The 24,125-nt window shown below is 59.6% G+C and carries 19 protein-coding genes; 11 read left to right on the top strand and 8 right to left on the bottom strand.

Features of this window, described 5'->3' with window-relative positions:
* Positions 1-8 precede the first annotated feature (8 nt).
* The 8 genes from Enr13x_RS07190 to Enr13x_RS07155 all read left to right on the top strand — a co-directional run bounded on the left by Enr13x_RS07190 (position 9) and on the right by Enr13x_RS07155 (position 8,468).
* Entirely contained in the window at positions 9-1,175 is a 1,167-nt protein-coding gene (locus Enr13x_RS07190) for a pyridoxal phosphate-dependent aminotransferase (RefSeq protein ID WP_197455856.1), read from the top strand.
* On the top strand, positions 1,172-1,999 hold the full coding sequence (locus Enr13x_RS07185; RefSeq protein ID WP_145385373.1) for a nitrilase-related carbon-nitrogen hydrolase: 828 nt from the start codon (positions 1,172-1,174) through the stop codon (positions 1,997-1,999). Before Enr13x_RS07190 ends, Enr13x_RS07185 begins: the two co-directional genes overlap by 4 nt.
* 160 nt (positions 2,000-2,159) lie before the next feature.
* On the top strand, positions 2,160-2,597 hold the full coding sequence (locus tag Enr13x_RS07180) for a Dps family protein (RefSeq protein WP_145385372.1): 438 nt from the start codon (positions 2,160-2,162) through the stop codon (positions 2,595-2,597).
* A gap of 86 nt (positions 2,598-2,683) precedes the next feature.
* Positions 2,684-3,361, top strand: coding sequence for a protein-L-isoaspartate(D-aspartate) O-methyltransferase (locus Enr13x_RS07175; RefSeq protein ID WP_231744142.1), 678 nt, complete (start codon positions 2,684-2,686; stop codon positions 3,359-3,361).
* 153 nt (positions 3,362-3,514) lie between these two features.
* Positions 3,515-4,567, top strand: coding sequence for a cytochrome-c peroxidase (locus Enr13x_RS07170; protein WP_197455855.1), 1,053 nt, complete (start codon positions 3,515-3,517; stop codon positions 4,565-4,567).
* Between the two features lie 211 nt (positions 4,568-4,778).
* Positions 4,779-5,774, top strand: a complete 996-nt coding sequence (locus Enr13x_RS07165) for an ABC transporter substrate-binding protein (RefSeq protein ID WP_145385370.1) — start codon at positions 4,779-4,781, stop codon at positions 5,772-5,774.
* A complete protein-coding gene (locus Enr13x_RS07160; RefSeq protein WP_145385369.1) occupies positions 5,771-8,101 on the top strand; it encodes a PAS domain S-box protein in 2,331 nt (776 codons plus the stop codon). The genes Enr13x_RS07165 and Enr13x_RS07160 overlap by 4 nt, the downstream gene beginning before the upstream one ends.
* Position 8,102: 1 nt before the next feature.
* Positions 8,103-8,468, top strand: a complete 366-nt coding sequence (locus Enr13x_RS07155; protein WP_145385368.1) for a response regulator transcription factor — start codon at positions 8,103-8,105, stop codon at positions 8,466-8,468.
* Positions 8,469-8,781: 313 nt separating this feature from the next.
* Here Enr13x_RS07155 and Enr13x_RS07150 read toward each other — a convergent pair whose 3' ends face one another.
* The 6 genes from Enr13x_RS07150 to Enr13x_RS07125 form a co-directional block, all read right to left on the bottom strand.
* A complete protein-coding gene (locus Enr13x_RS07150; RefSeq protein WP_145385367.1) occupies positions 8,782-11,082 on the bottom strand; it encodes a sigma-70 family RNA polymerase sigma factor in 2,301 nt (766 codons plus the stop codon).
* 168 nt (positions 11,083-11,250) lie between these two features.
* A complete protein-coding gene (locus Enr13x_RS07145) occupies positions 11,251-12,660 on the bottom strand; it encodes a DUF1501 domain-containing protein (RefSeq protein WP_231744141.1) in 1,410 nt (469 codons plus the stop codon).
* Positions 12,661-12,894: 234 nt separating this feature from the next.
* The gene (locus Enr13x_RS07140) at positions 12,895-14,712 is read right to left on the bottom strand and encodes a DUF1553 domain-containing protein (protein ID WP_145385365.1); all 1,818 of its coding nucleotides are present in this window, start codon (positions 14,710-14,712) and stop codon (positions 12,895-12,897) included.
* A 111-nt stretch (positions 14,713-14,823) separates the two neighbouring features.
* A complete protein-coding gene (locus tag Enr13x_RS07135) occupies positions 14,824-16,038 on the bottom strand; it encodes a chorismate transformation enzyme, FkbO/Hyg5 family (RefSeq protein WP_145385364.1) in 1,215 nt (404 codons plus the stop codon).
* Positions 16,039-16,098: 60 nt separating this feature from the next.
* Positions 16,099-16,911 (bottom strand): PP2C family protein-serine/threonine phosphatase, encoded by an 813-nt coding sequence (locus Enr13x_RS07130; RefSeq protein ID WP_145385363.1) that lies wholly within the window; start codon positions 16,909-16,911, stop codon positions 16,099-16,101.
* A gap of 556 nt (positions 16,912-17,467) precedes the next feature.
* Positions 17,468-17,725 (bottom strand): hypothetical protein, encoded by a 258-nt coding sequence (locus tag Enr13x_RS07125; RefSeq protein WP_145385362.1) that lies wholly within the window; start codon positions 17,723-17,725, stop codon positions 17,468-17,470.
* Positions 17,726-17,913: 188 nt separating this feature from the next.
* Here Enr13x_RS07125 and Enr13x_RS07120 point away from each other — a divergent pair, with 188 nt between their 5' ends.
* The gene (locus tag Enr13x_RS07120) at positions 17,914-19,194 is read left to right on the top strand and encodes a hypothetical protein (protein ID WP_145385361.1); all 1,281 of its coding nucleotides are present in this window, start codon (positions 17,914-17,916) and stop codon (positions 19,192-19,194) included.
* A gap of 27 nt (positions 19,195-19,221) precedes the next feature.
* Here the strand turns inward: Enr13x_RS07120 and Enr13x_RS07115 are convergent, their stop codons facing one another.
* Both Enr13x_RS07115 and Enr13x_RS07110 read right to left on the bottom strand, forming a co-directional pair.
* On the bottom strand, positions 19,222-20,523 hold the full coding sequence (locus Enr13x_RS07115; protein ID WP_197455854.1) for a serine hydrolase domain-containing protein: 1,302 nt from the start codon (positions 20,521-20,523) through the stop codon (positions 19,222-19,224).
* 189 nt (positions 20,524-20,712) lie between these two features.
* Positions 20,713-21,798 carry a hypothetical protein gene (locus tag Enr13x_RS07110; RefSeq protein ID WP_145385359.1) on the bottom strand — a complete coding sequence of 362 codons (1,086 nt, stop codon included), beginning with the start codon at positions 21,796-21,798 and terminating at the stop codon, positions 20,713-20,715.
* 259 nt (positions 21,799-22,057) lie between these two features.
* Here Enr13x_RS07110 and Enr13x_RS07105 point away from each other — a divergent pair, with 259 nt between their 5' ends.
* On the top strand, positions 22,058-22,822 hold the full coding sequence (locus Enr13x_RS07105) for a glucosamine-6-phosphate deaminase (RefSeq protein WP_315857019.1): 765 nt from the start codon (positions 22,058-22,060) through the stop codon (positions 22,820-22,822).
* The gene (locus Enr13x_RS07100; protein WP_145385358.1) at positions 22,819-23,733 is read left to right on the top strand and encodes an N-acetylglucosamine-6-phosphate deacetylase; all 915 of its coding nucleotides are present in this window, start codon (positions 22,819-22,821) and stop codon (positions 23,731-23,733) included. The genes Enr13x_RS07105 and Enr13x_RS07100 overlap by 4 nt, the downstream gene beginning before the upstream one ends.
* Positions 23,734-24,125: the final 392 nt, after the last annotated feature.

The raw sequence follows: 24,125 nt of genomic DNA, 5'->3' as shown, positions 1-24,125 counted from the left end.
GAGCTGCCGTGATCGCCAATCGAATTCAACAAGTTCAAGACCCCGTCATTCCGATCGTGGGACGTTGGACGAGCGAACATCCCGGAACCATTTCGCTGGGCCAGGGGGTCGTGCACTACGCGCCGCCGCAGGAAGTGTTTCAGGCCGTGGCCGAATCCGCCCATCCCGGCCGTGGATTGGATCGCTATGGCCCGGTCGCCGGCAATGACGCGCTGATCGAAGCGATCGAAAAGAAACTGATCGCCGAAAACGAAATCGATCCGATCGCCGATCAATCGTCGGTCGTCTGCACGGCCGGTTCCAACATGGGATTCCTTAACGCCGTCCTGGCGATCGCCGAGATCGGTGATGAGATCATCTTGTTGAGTCCCTACTACTTCAATCATCACATGGCGATCGAGATCGCCGGTTGCCGCGCCGTCGTCGTCGCGACCGATCACGAGAACCAACCCGACATCGACGCCATCGCCCAGGCGATCACGCCACGCACCAAAGCCGTCGTCACCGTTTCACCCAACAATCCCACCGGAGCGGTTTATTCGAAAGAGGATCTGGCAGAGATCAACCTGATGTGTGCCGCCCGCGGGCTGTACCATCTTTCCGACGAAGCCTACGAGTACTTCACTCACGACGGTGTCCAACACTACTCGCCCGGTTCCGCGATCGGCGCGAGCGAGCACACGATTTCGTTGTTCTCGCTTTCCAAGGCCTATGGGATGGCGGGCTGGCGGATCGGCTACTCGGTGGTCCCCAATCATTTGCTGGTGGGAATCAAAAAGATTCAAGACACCAATTTGATCTGTCCCCCGATCATCTGCCAGGTGGCCGCCGCCGCGGCGCTGCAAGTCGGCTCGGCGTGGTGCCGAGGGCAAATCGCCGGATTGACCGCCGTGCGTGATGCGACGCTGCAAACGTTGTCCGAGCTGGGCGACCGAGTTCAGTTCGCGGTTCCCCAAGGCGCGTTCTATGTCTTGTTCCAATTGCAAACCGACCAGTCCGACATGGCGCTGGTGGAAACTCTGATTCGACGATTCGGGGTCGCCGTGTTGCCGGGCAGCGCGTTTGGTGAATCGAAAGGCTGCACGCTGCGTCTTTCCTACGGGGCGCTCGATCCGCAATCGGTCAGCGAAGGCGTGGGGCGCCTCCGCGACGGTCTCGCCACACTTCTTTCATGAACCGGTTACCAACGATGCAGATTGCCGCCGTCCAATTGAATATGGCTTGGGAAGACAAAGCCGCCAATCACCAGCGTCTCCGCGACCTGTTGTCGGCCGCCACGATTCAGCCCGGCGCGCTGGTGATCGTTCCGGAGATGTTTGAAACGGGTTTCAGCATGAACGTGGAGGTGACCGCCCAGACCGAAGCGCGCGAAGGCGAAGCGTTGCTGCGAGACCTGGCGCGGCAGTACGATGTCGCCATGATGGGCGGTGTGGCAAGCCCTGTCAGCGAAGGACGTTCGAGCAATCAGTGCGTGGTGTTTGCCCCCGACGGGACGCAGTTGGCACGCTATCAGAAAATGCATCCGTTTTCGTTCACCGGTGAAGCCAACCATTACAACGCCGGCACGTCCCAGGTCGTGTTTCAATGGCAGGGCGTCAAGATCACTCCGTTCATCTGCTACGATCTCCGGTTCCCCGAAACCTTTCGGCCGGCGATCCTCCGCGGCGCGGAACTGATCACCGTGATCGCCTGCTGGCCGGCCGTGCGCAGCGAACACTGGGTGCGTCTGCTGCAAGCCCGGGCGATCGAGAATCTGGCGCCCGTCGTGGGGGTCAATCGCTGTGGCGAAGAACCGAAGCTGAAGTTCGACGGCCGAAGCTGCGCCTTCGATCACATGGGGACCCCGCTCTTTGAAGCCGCGGACCAAGAGCAAGTCATCACCACCGAAATCGATCTCGAAGCGGCCCGGCGGTGGCGGTCAAAATTTCCCGCCCTGCAAGACATCACGGGTGTCGACGATTCGACGGTTCTCGCCCCCTCGACGCCGAACGGAAAATAAGTATCGGAGCTAGCGAGTGGGATAGGCTTCCAGCCTGTCATTCCAGCGTCGACAGGCTGGAAGCCGATCCCACTTGTTTTCCGTGCGTTGCTCAAGTCACCCTCTTGGCAGGGCACTACAATCAAGCCGTTTCTACCCGTTTTTCATCAAGGAAACCCAAATGAGTTCTTCTGTCGTTGATGCGTTGCGTCAGGTCGTTGCCGATTCGTACGCGTTGATCGGTCAAACGCACCTTTGTCATTGGAATGTCCGCGGTCCCGGCTTCTTTTCACTGCACAACGCGTTCGAACTCCAGTACACCGAATTGTTTGCCGCGGTGGATGAGATCGCCGAGCGGATTCGCGCCAAGGGCGCGTTGGCTCCCGGTGGCTTGACCAATCTGGCGAACATGGCGGGCATTCCCGAGATCGCCGAAGACGCGTCGGCCGATCAGATGGTCAAGCATCTGATCGAGGCCAACGAAAAACTGCTCGGCGACCTGAAGCAGGCCCGCGACATCGCCGGCGAAGCAAGTGATTCTGAATCCGAAGACTTGATGATCGCTCGGATTCAAGTCCACGAAAAAACCGTCTGGATGCTGAAGAGTTACCTCGGGTAACCCGAGTGGCCTCTCGCGCCGGGGGCGTTTCAATCGTGTTAAACTTGGGCCATGAACGATCGCCCCCATCGCGAGCGGAAACGACATTGCCTAGCGACCCCACCAGCATCGATCGAGAGAACCGGGACGATTCCGATGCGTTGTTGCGTGGTCAAATGGTCGATCGGCAACTTGCCGGCCGCGGGATCAACAATGAACGGGTGCTCGATGCGATTCGACGCGCCCCCCGCCACCAATTCGTCCCGAAGCGATTGCAAGACCGGACCTACGATGATTCGCCGCTACCGATCGGTAACGGACAGACCATTTCCCAGCCCTACATCGTCGGCTTGATGACCGAATTGGTTGATCTGCAAGCGGACGATCGCGTGTTGGATGTCGGGACCGGGTCGGGGTATCAAGCCGCCGTGTTGGCGGAACTGGTCGACCAGGTTGACAGCATCGAGATCGTGGAGACGTTGGCCAAGGATGCGGACCAGCGATTGAAATCGCTAGGGTACAAAAACGTCCGTGTCCACCACGGTGACGGCTATGCCGGTTGGCCGAGTGGAGCTCCGTTCGACGCGATTGTGGTCGCCGCGGCACCCGATCACGTTCCACCGGCGTTGATCGACCAACTCGCCCCCGGCGGCAAACTGGTGATCCCGGTCGGCGACCGGCTTCAATCGCTGATGCTGATTGAAAAGCGCAGCGATGGAGAGGTGGTTCGGCGCAAGGTGGCCCCCGTGATGTTTGTCCCGATGACGGGCGAAGCGGAAAAATAATGGGATGGCGGCCGGGGGTGGCGCGATCGGATTCATCCGTGCGGTTTTGGGTATACTGCCGGGAATTCACCACTTGCCGCGAGGAGCGTTGCGATGAAACCGCTGGGATTAAAATACGTAGGGTTGACCACTGTCCTTCTGGCCGGAGGTTTGATGGCTTGTTTTGACGGGCATGCCGTTGAAGCGGTCGATTTGGAAGCCGCCAATCCGCTGTTGCCGATTCCCGATCCTCCGCTGGGGATCGGCGGTGAAAAGAATCCTCCCGCGACGCTGTTGGACTTGGAAAACCCGCCGACTCCACAGACCGTTCGACTCGGGCGTTGGTTGTTTTTCGACAAACGACTTTCGGCCGACAACACGGTCGCGTGCGCTTCGTGCCACAAACCGGAAAACGCGTTCTCCGAAACGACTCCGGTTTCGACGGGCATCGGCGGCCAGAAAGGTGGACGCAAGGCGCCCTCGTTCACCAACCAGGCCTGGGCCACGCTTCCCCATTTCTTCTGGGACGGGCGGGCGGCGTCACTGGATGAACAGGCCGGCGGTCCGATGACCAATCCGATCGAGATGGGCCAGAAAGATCACAGCGTCGTTGTCGCCAAGATCGCGGCCATCCCGGGCTATGCAAAGTACTTTGAAGAATCGTTCGGAACCCCGGAGGTGACGATTGAAAGAATCACCAAGGCGATTGCGGACTACGAGCGGACTCGGATGAGTGGCAACTCCGCCTGGGATCGCTACGTGGCCGGTGACAAGTCGGCGCTTTCTGATGACGCCAAGAAGGGACGCACGCTGTTTTTCGGCAACGGGTTCTGCAACAACTGTCACAAGGGGCCGAATTTGACCGACAGTGATTTTCACAATCTGGGCGTGGGCTGGGACGAAAAGACTCAGACCTTTGCCGATGAAGGTCGTTACGCGGTGACCCAAGAAGAGAAAGATAAAGGCGCCTTCAAAACACCTTCGATCCGAGACGTCAGCAAGCGCGCCCCCTACATGCACGACGGCTCCATGAAAACGCTTGAGGAGGTCGTCAGGTTCTACAGCAAGGGCGGAACCCCCAATCCCTACTTGGATCGGAAAATCGACCGCCGGTTTGCCGAGCAATTGGACTTTACCGATGCCCAAGTCAACCAATTGGTCAGGTTCATGGAATCGCTCGACGGCGAAGGCTATCGGGACACCGAGCCGGCGGCATTTCCGCAGTAACGCGGCGTCCCCCCGGCCCGGTCGCGGCAAACCCAGCAAACAGGGTCGCGTTGAGGATCAGAACATCGATTCCATCAACGGGCCCATTCGGAATCACATCGCAAGGTTGATGGAATCACCTGCGACGGGAGCGGCAAATTCGGATAAACTGCGGTGGCGGTTTTGATCGACAAGAAAGGCCACACCTACCCCGTCCCGGAGGACACCATCGATGCCGAAGAAGCGTCTATCGGTTGCGTTGGTCGTGGTCGCTGGTGTTTTCGCCGTCTTAGCAATCGAAACGCTGGAGAATTGGAGCGGGAAACCCGAAACGGAAACGCCTTTGTTATTGGGGACGAATTTGTGGCTGGGCTACGAACCCCTTTTTCTAGCGAGTGATCTGGGTCATTTTGATGAGAACTCGGTTCGATTGGTCGAGTGCGCGTCCTCGAGTCAAGTGATTCGCCAATTTCGTGACAATACGATCCAGGCTGCGGCATTGACGATGGATGAAGTGTTGTTGTTGAGAGAGCGCGGTCTGGACCTGCGGGTGGTGCTGGTGCTGGACATCTCACAAGGCGGCGACGCCATTGTTGCCCGTGCCGACGTGCAGGATTTGGCGGATCTTCGAGGACGCAGGGTCGGAGTGGAAAACTCCGCCTTGGGCGCGTTCGTGCTGACGCGGGCCCTGAAAAAGGTTGACCTGACCGTCAAGGACGTGACCATTGTTTCGGTGGAAGCAGACGAACACGAACGCGCCTTTCTCTTGGACCAGATTGACGCGGTCGTGACGTTCGAACCTGTCCGCAGCCGACTGCTGGCGGCCGGAGCAATCGAGTTGTTTGACAGCACGGAAATGCCCAATGAGATCGTCGATGTCCTGGTCGTCCGTGCCGACGCACTGGAGGAACATCAATCCCATCTCATCACGGTCCTGCGCGGTTGGTTCCAGGCACTTCAATACCTTGAACAACATCCCGACGACGCACGTCGCCGCCTGTCCGTCAGGATCAAGCTGACCCCCGAGCAGATCGAACAAGGCCAAAGGGGTTTGCGTGCGCCGAACTTGCAGGAAAACCTGGCGCTGCTCGGCGGGCAGCCGTCCGCATTGGAAGAAACGGCGAGTCGTTTATCGACCGTGATGGTTGACAACGCGTTGCTAGGAAAGCAGGTCGTTCTTTCCGATTGCATTTCGGCCGAGCCGTTGATGGAGTTGTCAGCGCGATGAACGATCGATCGTCCCACACACCGCTGCAATCGCCCCTCGTTTCGACGATTCAATACCCATTGCGGATTCTGTTGCCGCTGAGTTTGATGGTGATGGTCCTGGCGCACACCGGTTGGTCCCTGTTCTCCAATCGCGCCCAGATCATCAGCAGCACCAATCGCGAAGCGGTGATTGTATTGCGGCGGACGATGTCACAACTGGCGGGGTCATTGGAGCGGGCCGCTCGCCGCAATGAACTGTCCACGATGCAGTACTCGCTCGCCTCGCTGGGTGCGGATCCCGAAGTGAAGTTTGCCGTGCTGATCGATGAAAGCAACGACGTGATCGTCTCGATGCGACGCGCCGATGTCGGCGATCCGTTTCTGGATGCGGTGCCGCAACCCTATCGAGAGTCAGCGATTTTGGATCCAGGTGCCCTCGCACGTGTCCGCATGTCGCAGATCAGCAGCACCCTACCGCTGGGCGACGGGCACTCCATCGTCGGCATCCACCCGGTCGCGTTGGGTGCCAAGGCGGATCGGATCCGCCCCGATCACTTGGGGCTGTTCGTCGTGCTTCGTGACATCAGTCCGACCATCCAACGGGCGACCACCGCGGTGTCCCGCCAGGCACTCGGAACACTGGCGATGAGTTGCGTCATCGCCATCGGGCTGGGGCTCTTCTTTCACTTCCGGATTGCCAAGCGTTTGGAAAGACTGGAAGAAATGACGCAAATGGTCGGCGCGGGAGACCTGACGGTGCGGACGGGCATCACCGGCGACGATGAAGTCGCTGCGCTGGCCCGTTCGCTGGATCGCATGGTGTTTGATCGCGACGTTGCCGAGCAAACACTGGGTTTACAGGCGATGATTCTTGCCCACATCCATGACGCGGTGATCTCGACGGATATGGAGGGCAACGTCGAAACCTGGAACAGTGCCGCAACACGACTGTTCGGGTATTCGGCCGAAGAAGCCGTCGGCTGTTCCGTCGATTTCCTGTGTTTTCCTGACCATCGGGTCGACTGGAAAGAACAGGTCCTCCCGCCGAACGGGGAACCATCCGCCGATGATCTGCAGATTCGATTGCGCCGCAAGGATGCCAGCACGGTCCTCGTCGCGCTGCGTCTGTCGCTGATGAATGCCGATGACGGTCAACCGATCGGCATCATCGGTTGCTGCAACGATATCACCGAGCAGAAGGAGATCGAAGCAAAACTGAGCGAAAGTGAAACGCTCGTACGGGAGAAACTGTCCGAACTGGAACATCTGTATCGAACCACGCCGATCGGATTGTGCATGATGGATACTCAGTTGCGGTACCGTCGAATCAACGATGAACTGGCCAGGATCAATGGATTGCCGGTGGAAGCTCATCTCGGCCGGCCACTACGCGAGGTCTTGCCCGATCTCGCGGACAGCATCGAACCGCTCTATCATGACGTGATCCAGAGCGGACGGGCCAAACGCAACATCGAAGTCGAACGGCCTCCGGCTGACGGCGAAAGCCAGTCGTCGTTCTTTCTCGCCAGCTACCACCCACTCAAGGACGATGCCGGCCGCGTCAGGGGCGTCAGCACCGTCGTCAAAGATGTCAGTGAACGACGCTGGGCCGAAGAGCGACTTCGCAGCAACGAAACGCAATTGGCACACGTCTCACGGCTTTCCACCATGGGAGAAATGGTGGCCGGGATCGCACATGAAATCAATCAACCCCTCTACGCGATCGCAAACTATGCGACCGCCTGCGAACACCTGGCGGGAAAACGTGAGGCCGGTTGGGAAGACAAAATCCAGTCCGTCATGGGGCAGATCGCCGAACAGGCCGTCCGTGCCGGGGAAATCATCAAGCGGTTGCGAGGTTTTGTCGCCAACACGGAATCGGAATATTGTCCGATCGATCTGAACGAATTGATTCACGACACGATCAAACTGCTGTCCTTCGAAGCCAGACGACTGGGCGCCACCGTGACGTTGGAACTCGACGATGCCCTGCCACCGGTGATGGGCGACAGCATTCAAATTCAACAAGTGTTCGTCAATCTGATCCGCAACGCGTTTGAAGCGATGGACGGGCAAGCCAACGGCGAAAATCGAGTTCAGATTCGTAGCGAGGCATTCGGCGACGAAGTTTCCGTGTCGGTGAAAGACTCCGGGCCCGGCATTTCCGCCGAGATGGTCGATCAACTCAAAGAACCGTTTTACACGACCAAAGAACAAGGACTGGGGATGGGGTTGGCGATCAGCCAGACGATCGTCGCGGCACACGAAGGCCGCTTGCGGATCGAATCGGACGCGTCCGGGGCGGAGTTCTGTATCACATTTCCCGCACTTCACGAGATTTGCTGAAATGGCCGTTCCACCCACCGTTTTCGTGATCGATGACGATCCGTCGGCACTCAGCTCGGTTTGTGCCTTGCTGACCGCGTTCGGGATGACGGTCAAACCCTTCGACTCCGCCGAAGACTTCTTGGCCGACTACAACGAATTGCAGCCCGGTTGCCTGCTCCTGGACGTGCAGCTGCAGGGCATCGGCGGGCTGGACCTGTTGCGACAACTGAAAAGGAACCATCTCGATTTGTCCGTGATCGTGATCAGCGGGAACGCGGACAAACAGGTCGTCAAAACCGCTACCGAACTCGGCGTGACTGAGGTTCTTCACAAACCCGTCCAACCGCACGATTTGGTGGACGTCGTCCAGAGGGCGTTGGAATGACCTGGATTCGAATCTTTCGTTTCTTCATCCACGCAGCCCGCCGGGTTTCCGATCTCGGTCCGTCACGGAGTGATCTCCAACTCCGTTGATGGCTAATTTCCCTTGCGGGCGTTCTTTGATTAGGGAGGGTGGGGCAAAACGATGGGGGCAAGACGATGTTTGGAAGGAAGGGGATGGCAGAATGATGGGGAAGGGGATGGCAGAATGATTCGGGGCAGAATGATGGCTGGACCGATTCGGCGATGGCGTTGCCGCCCTTCACGAATCATTCTGCCCCCATCGTTCTGCCCCCATCGTTCTGCCATCTTTCCCCTCACCGGCTGCCCCGTTGCGACGTCACTTCAAACGGCATCGCGGGCAGGAACCCGTATTCGGTACGTCGGGTTTTGGGTGCGGGGTCGTCTTCGGTCGGTTCGGGCGTGAACTCTTTGTAGACACTCAACAACAGATTCCCCCGCACCCCCGGCTGGATCTTTTCGGCAGACACTTCGAACTTGATCGCGGCACCGCCGACCGCATCGGGAATGATCGAAGCGGTGATTCCGTCGGGGGCTTCCACCAGTTCGACGTGCAACTGATCGACCGGTGTCCGTTGGGAATGGATCAGGGCCCGTAACAAGAAGGCGCCGTCACGCGGCAGCTCAATTCCGTCTTCGGGCATGGCGATCTTCAGCGGCATGCCGGCCCCGGGGCGTCCGCTCACCATCACGTTCCAGTGTTCCACCGGAACCAAGTGATACCAGATGAACGCTTGCATCATGTTCTCCGCGGGGATCGCCGGCCGCACGATTTTCGCTCGGCTCCGCAATCGCCTCGGCGCGGACCCTTCCATCTGCAAGGTGACCGCTGTCTCGCCCGGCGTCTGTGGGACGGTCAGCGTCATGCGGATTTGATCGGATGTTCCCGGGATCACGCCGCCATCGAGACGAAATCCCGGTGGCGGATCGACGAGTGACAGTTCGATGTCCTGGTCGAAGCCGTCTTTGCGTAACGCGAACACGCTGATCGGGACGACCTGTCCGGCGCGGGCGATGATGGTGGACGGAACGACGCGCAGCTGATAGTCGGCTTGCGGTGGTCGGAGATGAAGTCGATACCCGAAATCGGGACCGCCGTTGCCTTGCGCATCGGTGACGGTCAGGTAGTAGTCGGATCGCGAACCGACCGCAGCCTCCAGGTGCGAATCGGCGTGGTGGGTCAGCATCGCTTGCGACAGGTCTTTGTAGTCATCGTTGAACGCGACCTCGTTCCCTTGGGCGTCGGTCAACGTCAACATCGAATCGAGCGGCGATCCCAGGCGACGGGCGTGGATTTCGGCGATGATTCGACCGGTGGCGTTGATTCGATAGACGTCTTTGTCACCCGGCTCATCGATTCGGCCGTTGACCGTCATCCGTGTGGAAATCTCCTGTGCCGTTTCTCGATCGTCGTTGGTGGCTTCTTCCATCACCTCCGGCCAATGGTCAATCTGCAACGGGAAACGCACCGCGTGATCGCCTTGGATCGAGGAGTACCAGCGTTGGGGACGATACTGCTGGCGCGACATGGTTCGAATCGTCTGCTCCGTCCGGGTCAGATTCCAGCCTCGCAATTGGATCTTTGATTCCGATTCCACCCGTGCTCCCAGCGGAAAGACGCTGGTGACAAACGGGATCTCACCGACCGTGATTCGGTACACAAAATCCTCGCGGCCACGATACAGCGCGTCACGGATTTCCAGCGTGTAGCGTCCGTCACGCGGAACCTCAAAGTACAGCAAGGGATCTTGGCGGTAGTAAAACGAGTCGGCAAAACTCACTTCGTCACCGGATTCGTCCATCATCCGCACCACCGCTTGGAACCATCCGGGGACGGCATCGGCGAGGTAGGGAATCACATCCCGCGCGGCGACCTGAACCACCAGCTTCATGCCTTGATCGGCTTCCATTCGAAACCGATCGACATCGCCCGGCATGATCTGTCCGTTGATCACCAGCGGAAAACGTCCCGTGACCTCGGTGGCGACCCGATCGTTCGGTTCGGATTCACGCATCTCGATCCAACGATCCACGTGGAACCAGATCGGGTTGGAGATCGTGTTGTCGCTCAGGAACCGCAGCTCCCGCTTGCCCACCGCGGCCTCCAGCGAGGCGGTGATCCGCAGCGTCACTTGTTCTTCCAGTTGGTCATTGGGTTGACGCTTGGGATCGCGGTCACGACTGCGATAGATTTCCATCTCGCGGAGTTGCGCTTCGGTGATCCCGGCGGCCTCGGCGATCTCCTCGTCGGTCGGATTGCTGTTGCGGCCCCGCAGAACCGCCTGCCCCATCAGACGTTCGCGCGTCTCGCGAAACTTCATGTTCAAGTTGTTGTACTCGCCCGCGGTCAGTGGCCGGTACCAGCGTACGATCTCCGCCTTGACGCCTTTGCCTGACACGTAGACCTCGCCGACATCCTTCAGGAATTGGCCACCGACGACGACTTCACAGGTCATGCCCCGTTCGCATCCGGCCGGGAACACGTACGCCAGATGCGGGGCGCTGCCGCGGTTTTGCGCGTCCGCCGGGGGACAGGACATCGCGAACATCAACAGCAGCGCGTAAAACGCAGATTGGGGAATCGGGTGTGGATTCATCGTTGCCTCTCGCTATCCGAGTGATGTAAGCATCGTGCCGGCCGGTGAACCGGAATCGCAAGCTGGAAGCTTGTGCCACGGATCGCAAGCTGGAAGCTTGTGCCGCGGAATCGCAAGCTGGAAGCTTGTGCCACGGATCGCAAGCTGGAAGCTTACGCCACTGGTTTGTCAGGTGATTTCGTTGAGTCGTCCGCCGCTTTTCATGCCCTCGTCGGCTCCGGGGGTGGCCCGGACAAATTCGCCCATCGGATGCGGCAGACTGGCCTCGGGGTCGATGCCCAGTAATTCGTACATCGTTCCGATCAGATCGCCGGGATAGACCGGGCGGTCCTGGACCGTTTCGCCGCGTGCATCCGAAGTCCCGACGACATGGCCGCCTTGGAATCCGCCCCCGGCAACCAGCGAGGAAAACACCGAACCGAAGTGATGGCGACCACCATTCCAAGGTGATTCGGCAGCGACCTTTGGCGTGCGTCCGAACTCGCCGATGCACCACACGATGGTGCTGTCCAGCATCCCGCGGTCGTCCAGGTCGGCGATCAGCGTGCCCAGTCCGCGATCGAGTTCAGGCAGCTTGCGGCGCATCGAGGGGAAATGATCTTTGTGGGTGTCCCAGCCGCCGTGATTGATTGTCACGAATTTGCAACCGCTTTCGATCAATCGCCGCGCGGCCAGACACGACTGGCCGAACTTGGTGCGGCCGTAGCGCGTCCGCATGTCATCCGATTCGGTGTTCAAATCGAAGACCTTTCCGGCATCGCCGACGATCAAATCGTAGGCGTGTTGGCGGGCTTGGGCCGCCATCGACAGATTGGGGCGGCCGGGGATCGCGCTGCCGAGCGAGTTCATTTCGCCGAGCAATCGCCGTCGATCCAGCTGTTGTGCTTTGGACAGATTGGGCGAGATGATGCCTTCCACGGCGAACCGCGCGGCGTTCGGGTCGCCACCGGTGGCAAACGGTTTGTACTTGATCCCCATGAACCCGGCCTCGGAGAACCGACCTTGCGGACTGGTCAGGACGATGTACGGCGGGATCAAATTCTCTTCCTCGCCCGGTTTGAGTTCGGGGAATCCTTTGAAGGCGGTGACGACGGCGCCCGCGGCGGGATAAACCAGCCGGCCCGGCATCCGTCCGGTTTGAGTCAGGTAGGACGCGGTTTCGTGTCCATTGACGCCGTGGGTCATGCTGCGAATCAACGCGTACTTGTCCGCCACCTTGCTCAGCTCGGTCAACAGCTCGCCGATGTGGATGCCGGCGACGTTGGTGGCGCTGGTGCCGCTGAGCGGGCCGGTGTAGTCGCTGCCCGATTCCGGTTTCGGATCGAACGTATCGGTGTGCGGCGGGCCGCCGGCCAACCAGATTTGGATCACCGCCTTGGCCTTGGCCGATTCCAGCCGCGCGGCCGAGTTTGCGTCGGCCGAGGAGGGCGTTGCGCCGGCCGCCGCCGTGTCGGCGGCGACTCGGTGTGCGGAGATCAATTGCGAGGCCATCATCAAACCGGCCGCATTGATCGCGCCACCCTGCACGACATGTCGGCGGCTCAGTCGTCCGCGATCGTTTCGTCGTCTCGATTTCATCGTCATTCCAAAGGGTTCCAAGTGGCCTAGTGCTTTGTCAGCTTTCAATTTTCGAGCCGGCGTTTGTCGAGCGGAAAAGGGGTCAGGTACCAAAAACCAAATGGCCCGCAGGGTGCTTCGCATTTTTGGTACCTGACCCCTTTTCCGCGGTACCCTAAGTATAAAAGTTGACGAAGCACTAAGCTTCCAGCTTGCGATTCAAGTCTCCCCGCAAGCCGGATGCTGCCGCCACATTCAATGTCGAAACAAAAACTCATCACTATTGATCAGGACCCAAGCCAGCTCGCGTGCTCCCCGCGGATCGTCACAGAGCGCCGCTGCCGTGTTGAGTTCATTTTCGGTCGGTCGTCGAGACAGAATGGCCAAATAAATCCTCTCGGCGGTGTCCCAGGAATCGCGGCCCTGCTGGATCAACGATCGGATCCCCGGTCCGCGCTCGATCTTATTGCGGATGTGATTGGAATTGAGCAGATGCAGCGCCTGCGAAGCTGTCAGGCGGTTGTTGCGTTCGGACAACAGACCGGTGTCACGCGCGGGGCGGCCGAACATTTCCAGGAAACTGCTGGTGATGCTGCCGTCGGGCAGCAGGATCGCGCGATGCGACTCGGGCAGGAACGTAAACGGTTCCGGAATGATGCTCATGTAGGTTTCGGTCGTGCCGGTGATTTGGCAAATCGCATCGATCAAGACCTCGGCGTCCAGTCGCTGCGTGGGGTAATAGGCAAAGTGCTCGGCCGCGCGGTCGTCCTCCGATTCGGCGATGCAAGAGAGTTGGTAGGCACTGGAGTTGAGGATCAAGCGATAAACGTGCTTGATGTCATAGTCCGACGCGACCAGTTCACGGGCGAGCGTGTTGAGCAGTGGCAGGTTGGCCGGCGGGTTGTCATGCCGCACATCGTCGGGCGGATCAACGATGCCGCGACCGAGCAACCAGTACCAGATGCGATTGGTGACCGCGCGGGCGAACCAGGGGTTGCGGCGGTCGGTCAGCCAATCGGCAAAAACTTGACGTGGATCCTGATCCGGCGGAATGCGGACCGACACGCCGCTGGGGTAGACGGCGTCGACGGCTTGATTGGGATCGGCTCCGTTGCGCCGTCGATCAAAGAACACGATCTCTTCTTTCCATTCGCCGGTCGGTTTATACCCGACCTTGCTAAAGAATTGCGCCACGCCGGCGCGACGCGTCTCTGGCCAACCGTCGGTGCGTTCGCCGAGAAACGTCAACGCGACCACGTGCGAGATCGCCTCGGGTTCCTTGCTTTGAAGCGCCCGATAGAAATTGACTTGGGGGGTTCGAAAGTTGCTTCCGGACGCCGTCAACAGTTCGCGTGCAAATTCGTCGTAGGGCAGATTGCGTTTGATCGCCGAATGGATCCAGCGGTGGTAGGCCTGTGCCGCCCCGGGCCATAGATTGACCGGGAACTCCGCTTTGACCCGCAAGACGTCGCACCATTTCATCGCCCAATAGTCGGCGAATTCACGTCGCTTGAGCAACTCATCGATCAGCCTTTGGCGTTTGTGCTCCCGGTGGTTATCCAGGAACGATTTCGCCTCCTGAACCGTGGGCAGGGTTCCCAACACATCGACATAGACGCGGCGCAGGAAGACTTCGTCGGAGCAGAGTTTGGCGGGTTTGATGCCCAGCGCGATCAATTGTCGAAAGACATCGTCGTCGACGGCGTTGCGGCCATGAATCGGATTGGAACTTTCATAGATTTCGCGGACATCGGGAACGGCGCTTGGGGCGGATCGGCCGAGCCCGGAGGCGGTGACCATCGTCGCCGGGTTTGCGATCGAGTGGGGCGGCGAGGATCCCGAGTCGACGTTGGCCAACAAACGTCCCGTCGCGTTGGGCGACGCCAGATGGCTTGGGGTTGGGTCCGGCGTCGGTTCAGCCGGCAACGCGGCGGCCGAACGTCCCGAGCCGTCGGCGGGGCGTTGATTTGCCAGCCGCGATGGATCGTCGCCGGTATCGGGAATGGTCAACCACCAGACCAAACCGCACAACAAGGTGATCGAAAGTGACGCCGCACAGGCCAGGATCCACATCGGGCTCCAGGGTTCTCGGTGTCTTCGAAAACGGTGGTTCCGTATTCGAAGGACGCCAAAGTCCTGGGGGGCGAAGGGACGACTCGACATCACATGCCTGTGGAAAACAAATTAGGACGCGGGGGAAACATCGGAAAACGCGACGCCTTCGATTTCGACCAGCAGTTCGGGCCGACACACATCCGCCACGGCGTAGATGGCCGGCACGGATCCGAACCGGGCTTCGCAAATCGACCGACACGTCTCATAGTCCTCCGGACGTTTGACATACACACGGACTTTGGCCAGATCCGTCAACTCGGCGGCCAGCCCCGGCAGCCCATGACGCTCAAAGTTCTTGCCGCTGATCAGGTTTTCGATGTTGTCGATCGTCTGTTCGGTCTGTTTTGCGACGTCGCCCAGGTGGACGCTTTCCGAATCCAGAATACTGGCGGTCCCGGAGATCCAGGTGGTCACGTGGTCGCCGATTTTGACGGCCATGGCGCGCGAAAAGAGCGGGCTTTGGGGCGAAAACTTTCTCGCGTAGTCAAACGCCGATGTCTGCTGAGGGTTTTCCAGGGGATGCAACGAAACATCGTCACGATCGGTTTGCAGACCGAGGCAACTGACGGTCAGACCGGGGCCGGCCATTCCGATCCCCGTGCTGGCCGGGTAAAACGAGTGCCCGTCGCGCGTCGTGTTGATCTGCCCGGCCGCTTCGAGCCGTTGAAAAAATTCCGCGCGCGCCCGGTTGAGTTCTCGATAACGCTCGATCGGCTCACCCGACGGGCGCGATTCCAGCTCGGTGATGCCGCCTTGGTACAACCAGATCCGGCAAACGTCGTTGAAACTGGCATCGACATGCTGCAATCGTTCGGCCAGTCGACGAAACGAGTCTTCGGATTCGTCAGACGCACAGCTGGCTTGCGGTGGCGAGGTGATGCCCGCGACGTAGATCCAGCGGAGTCCGTCGTAGGAAACCGTGACCAGATCGGGTAACGGGAAATCGACCCGGATCCCCTCGCCGCCCAGTGCCCAGGCTTCGATCGCCAACGCTTGACCGCCACAGGGCGGTTGGATCACGAAACTGGTCGCCGGCACCCGGTCTCGGTAAATCGCCTTGAACAGGTTTTGGAATGTCGGGATGTCGTCGGCCGAGCGGACAAAGACGGTCTGTTTCGTCAACGTCATCAGAACCGATTGTCGCCCCAGAATCGATCGGATCGCCGAAATCGCCTCCCGAGCCTGGTCGATCGGATCACCGAAGTCGGTCGGCGTGATCATCAGCGCAAGACGTGTGACGTCATCGAGTTGGACGAGTCGGTGTTGCTGTTGGCTCATTAACATGATTGCTTCATTGCCATCGATGGGGAGACACGATCGGACCGCCGGCTTCCTGCAGCCTCGTCAGGTTTGAAACACGACACAGGAAACGTTGTCGCGAGCGTTGCGGTCCAAAGCCGCGCGAATCAACTGATCGACGCACTCTTGCGGATCAAAACAGGAGGCCATGATTTGTCGGATTTCGTCATCGGCCAGCTCGTCGGTCAGCCCGTCGGACGTCAGCATCACGCGGTCGCCCATGTCGATCTGGGCCGAACGCAAACGTGAGGGTTGCTGTAACCCTTGGGGGCTGACGCTGTTGGTGACGATGTGACGCCAGCGGTGGACACGAGCCTGGTGTGCATCGATGGCGCCCGCATCGATCAAGCCTTGGACCAGTGTTTCGTCTTTGGTCAGCCGTGTCAGTTTGTTGCGATGGAGCAGATAAATGCGGCAATCGCCGACGTGGCCGAAGTACATCCGGCCGCAGTACACGAACGCGACCGCCAGCGTGCAGCCCATGCGGTCGTATTCCGGATGATCACTCACCGCCGCGGACATTTCCCGCGTCGCGCTGGAGAGGGCGTCCCCATAGGCGGAACGGATCCCCGAGTAGGACAGTGTGTTTTGACGAATCCTGCTTTGCCAAACCATCGGAATGGTTTCCATCGCAATCTGACTCGCCATCGCTCCGCCCAAGTGGCCGCCCATGCCATCGGCGACCAAGTAAAACTGGGCCCGATCCGATCGGTAAAATCGGTCTTCGTTGTAATCGCGTCCCCCACGAACCGACGCACCCGCCGAACGGATCGCCAGCTCGAAGCTGCAGTCGTCAACACCGGCGTTCTTGTCCGCAGATTTCGTAGCGAGATGGCGCTGAAAAATGGATGTGGGCATTGCAAAGGGTCCTTCAGACGGGGGGAAGGACACTCAATGGTGCACTAATGGTGCCAGCCGAATCGATTGTGTCAAAGTAAATGATGCGAGCGTGAAATCAGCCGAGTTTCACGGCCAGTCAGAAGCGTTCTGTGACATTTTGTCCGAATCGTGATTCGGCCGCGAGGAAGCGGGATGCGAAACCGACGCCCCGCCGTTGCGATGGCACGCTCACGGCCGTGCGTCCGCGGCACAACAAGGGTGCGGATCGGCGCGCGTCGAGCGCCCGGTCCGCACCCGATGCCTCAAGGTGTTTGCGGAACGGCGCGAGCGGGCTGTCGGTTTTGTGAGCCGCGACGCGTAAGCGGCCGGGCACTGCGACGTTGCCCGAGGCCTTACGACCGGCGGCTCACCATTAACTCAGCAGAACCTGACTAAATCGACAGCCCGCGAGCCGTCCGGTCGCGTCTCAAAAACAACCGGAAAGACCGGAGGGCTCGCGCCCTACCGCTAACCAAAACACGCCGCTTGGCGGTCAAGTCGATGGCATGGGGGCCGCCCCGTGATCGGCATCGATTCAATCGAGCAGGACGGCAACGGCGCGTCGCCGTCCGATCCGCTGAATCTCGCTCAACGGAATCGACCGGACGTGCTTGGACGGGGGCACGATCACATACAGACGGTCCGCGTCGACGACAAACTGCCACGGGTCTGCGATGACGATCGTTTCGCCACCGACCAGCTGGACCGCGATCGCGGCGAACGGCGTTTTCCGTTGCAGCTGCCGGAGCATCCGGACATGTTGCTGTTTTTTCTCGCAGTTTGGCTGATTCATCGATCCAATCGGCAAAGATTCGATACGCATCGGGCGAACCACCATTGTATCGTCAAGGGACGGCCGAAATTCAAAACAATGACACCGGTGCGCCCGATTTCCATCCCAATCTGGGCCTCGGTTTTGTCTCGACGGATCCGGGCGTTAAGATGAATCGTGGCGTGACCCACCCCTGATGAAGGATACCCATGCGAAGTTTCCCCCCCTGTTTGACGCTTGCAGCAATCTTGACGGTTTGCTGTGGTTGCGAAAAAAATCCGTTCAGCGGCACGTTCGGATCCGACACCTCGACCGACAGCCAGGACGAGGCCGGTGACGGGAGTGCCGCCGACGGGGACTCCGCCATCGCCATCGTCTCGGAAACGATCGGTGACGGCCGGCTGCGTCAACGCCTGGGCGATCTGTTCGAAGGCGTCCTGCCGACCTTGGAAGAAACACGTCAATTGGTCGATCGACATGCCGAGCTGCCCGACAGCTCGGTGATCCCCTTCAAGCTGGACAAACAATCCAACTCTGCCCAGATCAACGAACTGCTCGACCAGGCGATCGTGGCGCTCAGCGTTTCAGAGGTCAGCGATTACCGCCGGCGGATTCGCGAGGCCAACGAGGCCATCGCACAGTCCCAGACCAACATTGCCGACTATCGCCGCCAGCGGGTCTCCGCATCTTGGGCCAAGGATCAAAGTCAGCTCGACAAGGTCAACCCGTTTGAGCTTTCCAAAGAAGCCCTCGACGAGAGCATCGCCTCGGAGGAGGAGGAGATCGAACGTCAACAAGCAATCCTCGTCAAACTGAAAAAGACATTCGCCGAAGAACTTTCCAAGATCGGCGTCGAAGTCGATCAAGACGGCGTGGAGTCGTTGTTGTCCTCGGTCTCCGGCGATGACATCGTCACGATGGCCGTCGTTTTCGACAACATCAAACATGTCACGGCTCAGTTGCAGGAACTGACCGAAGAGAGCGGCGAGGCATTGGATGTGTCGAAGCGGTACTACGGGATCTACGTCGTCATGATCCACGTGATGGATCGAATCCAAAAGACGTTCGTCCGTGACGTCCACGAAAAACACATCCCGAAACTCAAGGAGTTCGCGGCCCAGGCCGAACAGAACATCAAACAGGCGCAAACGCTGATCAAGGTCAACGGCGGGGACCGGCAGGTGCTCGAGTCGAACATCGCCTCCAACGAACTGACGCGCGAGACCGCCGACTTGTACGTCGAATACCTCAAACGCAACGCCGCACTGATCGAAAAGGAAAACAAACTGGCCCAGAAGAAACTGGCCACCGCCATGAACACCTATGACACCGTCAAACTTTCCAGCGACGTCGCGGCGCTGATGAACACCGGACGTCGTGATTTTGAAACGCTGATGAAACTCAAGGTCCCCTCGCTCCGCGAATTCAACAACGCAGCGATTCGGAAAGAGTTTCAACGGATGACGAGCGAGCTGCGAGCCGGACGCTAGTGACCTCCGGACAGCCCGTCGCATGTCTCAGCGTGCAAGCGCGCGATAGGTCGTCGTGACGCTGCGAAACAAACCGATCGACGGAAACAGCGGCTCGGCGATCATGTCCAAGCGGTCGTATCCTTTCTTGATCGGAGCATCTCCGGTATCGAGGCGTTCGATCACGATCTCTTCGATGTCTCTTGCCAGACCTCGCGTGTCACAGTTGGTGCTGGAATTGGTCATCACCGCGACAGCCAACCCGCGATTGGGATACAGCGACAGATGACAACGCGCCTTGGTTTGGGCTCCGCCATGTTCCACTTTGAAATCCAGGTCCTTGGCGGTCCCCTGGCGAATTCTCCATCCGAGCGCCCAGTTCGTCAGGTCTCCGTTGCGGAGCGACTGCGGTGACCACATGTCGAATTTCTCCGCGGGGCTCAAAATCTCGTCGCCCAACAGTGCGGCCGCGTAACGCCCCATGTCCTCGACGGTCGAGATGAACCCTCCGCCGGCCAGCTTCCATGACACGTCGTCGTCTCGGTTGTCGCGCGTTGCGTCGCCACCGTCGAGCAGATATCCGACCGCCCGTCGGGGAGCCGGATTCCAGAGCGTGTCGGGGCGAAGCGTTGTCATGCCGGCAGGCTGGGCGATCAGCATCTGTGTCAACTGATCGAACGAGCCTCCCATTTTTTGTTCCAGTACAACGCCTGCCAAGTTGTACGCCGGCGTCGAGTAAGACCAGCGATTCCCCGGCAGATCGATCAGAGGATTGTACTTCCAGTACTTCAGTGCCCACTCCATTCCGGTGTTGAGACTGGGATTGGCAGCCGACGAAGCAGGAGGCTCCGGTCGGTTCAGGCCGTTGCTGTAGTGTTGAATACCCGAGGTATGGCTGAGCAGTTGTCGCATCGTGATCAATCGACGGTACCAGGGCACGCTCTGGCCGTTGTTCAGATTTCCGCCAACGTAATACTTGTTGGGAACCATGTAACTCGGATAGTAATAGGGGACATTCCTGTCCAGGTCGACGATGCCGTCGTTGTCGGCCATCACCGCCAGAACGCCTGTCAAGGTTTTTGAGATGGACGCCCAACGGAAACGCGTCGCTTTCGGATCGACGTAGACATTGGCTTCACGGTCTTCTTTGCCGTAGCCCCGCAGGTAAACAATCTCACCGTCATGAACGACGACCAACCCCATCCCGACCACTCCCTTGTCCTTTCGATAATCATCGACTTTCTCTTCGATGTCCGGATCACCGAAATAGATTGTTGCGAAATCCTGTGACCAACCGACCGTCCCGGTGCACAGCATCAAACCGACAAGAAAGACTCTCAGAACCAACATCGCATTCTCCCGCATAAGATTTTTGAAACGTGTTCCGCTGATCTGCGAACGTTCGCAAGACAGAGACCCGTTCCAAGCGGGGACGGCCAGCTGATGTGACAGGCTAAACGAAAACCTTCGATACAAGATCCCGGCCCAAATCATCGGGCGCAGTGTGACGCCGCATGCCATCTACCGATAGACGCTTCGCTACGCGGCTCGCCTTTCCGCGGGGGTCAGATAGGGGAACAGGTGCAAACGCTTGGTGGCAGCATCTTCCAGGTCTCGACAAAACGCCGCCGGGCTGAGGTGTGATTCGTAGTAGTCGATCACACCGCGGCGGAGTTTGACGATTTGATGTTCATCCATGGTTTCGATTCGCGCCGCGGCGCGACGCAGACCGTCGATGCCTTGGTAGGTGATGCAATTCTCGCCATCGCTCAGCGGCGGCGTGAACAGCGAGCCGTACTCCAACACGGGGATGGTGCCGACGGCGATGGCTTCGATCGCGTTGTGCGACAGCGGATAGTCACAACCGGGGGCGGCAAGAAAAAAATCGGACTGGGCCAGCAAGCCCAGCCAGCGACTCGCATCGGGACGATAGGTCGCATTGTCGATCATGACGAACGACTCGTGGCGTTGTCGCTGCGCCGATTCGAGCTGTTCATCGCAGTCGATCCAGAGCGTGGAGTCGGCGAAGTACCGATTGACCTCGCCGACCACGCGGTGCCGATCGACGGGTTGCAGCCGCGTGTACTTTTTGATCCGCCGATACGACGCTTCGGAACAGTGGCCTCCGAAGAAAAATCGCCAGACGCGTTGGCGTCGCCGGTAGTCTTCGAAATGTTGATCTTCGCCGTGATCCCAGACAGCCGGAAAAAAACTGTAGGGCATCGCCAGGTCACCCGGCTGCAACGGTTTTTGAGTGCCCGTCAGGACCGAAAGCGTTCGTCGCGCGTGGCGATGCGCCGTGGTGCCATCGGACAGACAGAGGTCAAAGGGACAAAAATCCGCAGGCAGTCGGTCTTCAAAGAACGGGCGGGTTTCGGCCAACGCGTTCGCTTTGAACATCCGATGGCCGGTTTGCAAAAAGGCCAGACGGGGGACCATCGACAACTCATAGCCGCCGCGGCGCAACAGCATCACCAAGGCGTGAAATCGCCGCCCCTGCTCGCCGTCACTGGCGATCCGTCGTAAGTCCAGCAGACAGCGCCGGCCCGCTTCAGACCGCGCTGCAACAGGCCGCGATGTCGCCGCAGCGTCACCGCCGACTCGTGCGTTCCAACTGTCAAACACCCGTTTGCAATGGGCATGGCGCCACAGCCAACGGTGCTGCTTGAAAGACCGTTCGAGCGCGAGACCGAAATGACGCAGATTGAACAAAGGTCTGGGATGGTGGGTGGGGGGCGAAAACGTGTTAAGATCTGCCGCGGTCGTTGCCGCACGGCCGGATCGGCCGAAAGTTGCCGCGACGCCGCGATCCTACCGACCCGAAGCGATCGATCGCTAGATCAGGTCCGCTTGAGACACCCAATGGAGCCAGCCGGGATTCACTGTGAAGACAATTGTCACGAAAACGCCGTCCGACATGGGACGCTACACGGCCGAACATGCCGCCCAGGACCTTCGCGATGCCATCGAAAAAAATGGAGCGGCCTATCTGATTGTGGCCACCGGAGCGTCACAGTTTCAGGTCCTCGCCCACCTGGTCGCCCAGGATGACATTGATTGGAGTCGCGTGCACGGATTTCACTTGGACGAGTACATCGGGATCGGCCGCGACCATCCGGCATCGTTTTGCGGTTACTTGCAAGAGCGCTTTGTCGACAAGGTTCCGCTGGCGTCGTTCCATTACTTGGCCGGCGACACCGATGCGACCGAGACGGTCCATCGGGCAGCTACGAAAATCTCTTCCGTCACCGTCGACGTGGCCCTGGTGGGAATCGGTGAAAACGGCCACCTGGCGTTCAACGATCCACCGGCAGACTTTGAAACCGATTCGCCGTATTTGATCGTCGAATTGGATCATGAGTGTCGCATGCAACAGGTCGGCGAAGGCTGGTTCGGTTCCTTGGACGAGGTCCCGACCCACGCGATCAGCATGTCGGTCCGACAGATCTTGAAAACCAAAAATATCTATTGCAGCGTACCCGACGAGCGCAAGGCCGCGGCGGTCCGCGACACGTTGTGCGGTCCGATCACCCCCGATGTCCCCGCCAGCATCCTGAGAAACCACTCGGGGACGACGTTGATCATCGACGACGCCGCGGCGAGCAAGATTCCCGAGGACGTTCACGCAACGCTGGAGCGATTCGAATGAGCGGTTTTGTCGATTTGCAGGTCAACGGCTATTACGGCGTCGACTTCAACAGCGATGACTTGACCGACGAGGCCATTTTGACCGCTTGCCGACAGATGCGCAACGACGGCGTCACCGCCTGCCTGCCGACGATCATCACCGACCAGATCGATGCCATGGTCCGCCGTATCCGGCGTGTGGCCGATGCCGCCGAGTCACATGCCGAAATCGCCGAGATCGTCGCGGGCATCCACGTCGAAGGCCCGTTCATCAGTCCCGAACCCGGATTTGTCGGAGCGCATCCGGCGGACTGTGTTCGTGATGCGACGATCGAATTGGCCGAACGGTTGGTCGAGGCGGGTCGCGGTCGCGTGCGGTTGGTCACCCTGGCCCCGGAAGTGCATGGCAGCGTCGAAGTCACCCGCTGGCTGTGCGATCGGTCGATCGTCGTTGCCGCCGGGCACTCGGACGCATCGATCGCCCAGTTGCGCCAGGCGATCGACGCCGGACTGTCGATGTTCACGCACCTGGGCAATGGATGCCCGGGACAAATGCATCGCCATGACAACATCGTCCAACGCGTGCTATCGCTCTCCGAACACCTCAAAATCTCCTTCATCGCCGATGGGCATCATGTGCCCTGGTTCGCCTTGGGGAACTATTTGAAGTGCGTTCCGGAACAAAACATCGTGATCGTGACCGACGCGATCGGCGCCGCCGGACTGGGACCGGGCTTCTATCGCCTAGCCGGCCAGATGGTCGAAGTCGACCAGCACTTGGCCGCCTGGGCCGAAGGCCACCAGCATTTTGCCGGCTGCGCGACCACGATGCCGCAGATGGCCGAAATGCTCGCCAGCCGATTAGAAATCGACGCCGAACGGATCGATCGCTGGACCCGGATCAATCCGATGCAGGTGCTGGAGGGGGCGTAACCGATGCCAGTGGGAAGCGTCAGCGAGCGGCGCGTGTTGATCTCCCACTTGTTCCCAGGTTCTGCCTGGGGACACATTGCCCCGGAGGCTCCTGCCTCCTGACCGCGAGCCGCGTGCGGCAACAGCGACACCGCCAGTGCGTTCCAAGGAACGGATCACTCGGCTCGGTTCGCCAAAGGCGATCAACAACATAGCCTGGGGGTGAGCCCGGATGAGCCCCAGCGAATCCGGGCGTAACCCCAGGCTATGTTGTGGATGCCCTTTGGGCAAACGCCGCGGAACGGTTTCCGCCTGAGATTCGGACCGGCCGCAACAATCAATTTTTCGCAGTCCGGTCTCTGCCTGGGGACACACTGCCCCGGAGGCTCCTGCCTCCTGACCGCGAACCGCGT

Origin of the sequence: Stieleria neptunia (genome assembly GCF_007754155.1) — a bacterium.
Classification (GTDB): Bacteria; Planctomycetota; Planctomycetia; order Pirellulales; family Pirellulaceae; genus Stieleria; species Stieleria neptunia.
Note: the sequence above shows the minus strand (reverse complement) of the source record. Positions and strands in the feature narration are given on the sequence as shown.

Excerpts from the sequence above, each read along its gene's own strand:
- Enr13x_RS07140 (WP_145385365.1), bottom strand. The coding sequence starts at position 14,712 with ATGTGGATCCTGGCCTGTGCGGCGTCACTTTCGATCACCTTGTTGTGC.
- Enr13x_RS07145 (WP_231744141.1), bottom strand. The coding sequence starts at position 12,660 with ATGAAATCGAGACGACGAAACGATCGCGGACGACTGAGCCGCCGACAT.
- Enr13x_RS07165 (WP_145385370.1), top strand. The coding sequence starts at position 4,779 with ATGCCGAAGAAGCGTCTATCGGTTGCGTTGGTCGTGGTCGCTGGTGTT.
- Enr13x_RS07130 (WP_145385363.1), bottom strand. The coding sequence starts at position 16,911 with ATGCCCACATCCATTTTTCAGCGCCATCTCGCTACGAAATCTGCGGAC.
- Enr13x_RS07185 (WP_145385373.1), top strand. The coding sequence starts at position 1,172 with ATGAACCGGTTACCAACGATGCAGATTGCCGCCGTCCAATTGAATATG.
- Enr13x_RS07180 (WP_145385372.1), top strand. The coding sequence starts at position 2,160 with ATGAGTTCTTCTGTCGTTGATGCGTTGCGTCAGGTCGTTGCCGATTCG.
- Enr13x_RS07155 (WP_145385368.1), top strand. The coding sequence starts at position 8,103 with ATGGCCGTTCCACCCACCGTTTTCGTGATCGATGACGATCCGTCGGCA.
- Enr13x_RS07135 (WP_145385364.1), bottom strand. The coding sequence starts at position 16,038 with ATGTTAATGAGCCAACAGCAACACCGACTCGTCCAACTCGATGACGTC.
- Enr13x_RS07120 (WP_145385361.1), top strand. The coding sequence starts at position 17,914 with ATGCGAAGTTTCCCCCCCTGTTTGACGCTTGCAGCAATCTTGACGGTT.
- Enr13x_RS07160 (WP_145385369.1), top strand. The coding sequence starts at position 5,771 with ATGAACGATCGATCGTCCCACACACCGCTGCAATCGCCCCTCGTTTCG.
- Enr13x_RS07170 (WP_197455855.1), top strand. The coding sequence starts at position 3,515 with ATGGCTTGTTTTGACGGGCATGCCGTTGAAGCGGTCGATTTGGAAGCC.
- Enr13x_RS07150 (WP_145385367.1), bottom strand. The coding sequence starts at position 11,082 with ATGAATCCACACCCGATTCCCCAATCTGCGTTTTACGCGCTGCTGTTG.
- Enr13x_RS07115 (WP_197455854.1), bottom strand. The coding sequence starts at position 20,523 with ATGTTGGTTCTGAGAGTCTTTCTTGTCGGTTTGATGCTGTGCACCGGG.
- Enr13x_RS07100 (WP_145385358.1), top strand. The coding sequence starts at position 22,819 with ATGAGCGGTTTTGTCGATTTGCAGGTCAACGGCTATTACGGCGTCGAC.
- Enr13x_RS07125 (WP_145385362.1), bottom strand. The coding sequence starts at position 17,725 with ATGAATCAGCCAAACTGCGAGAAAAAACAGCAACATGTCCGGATGCTC.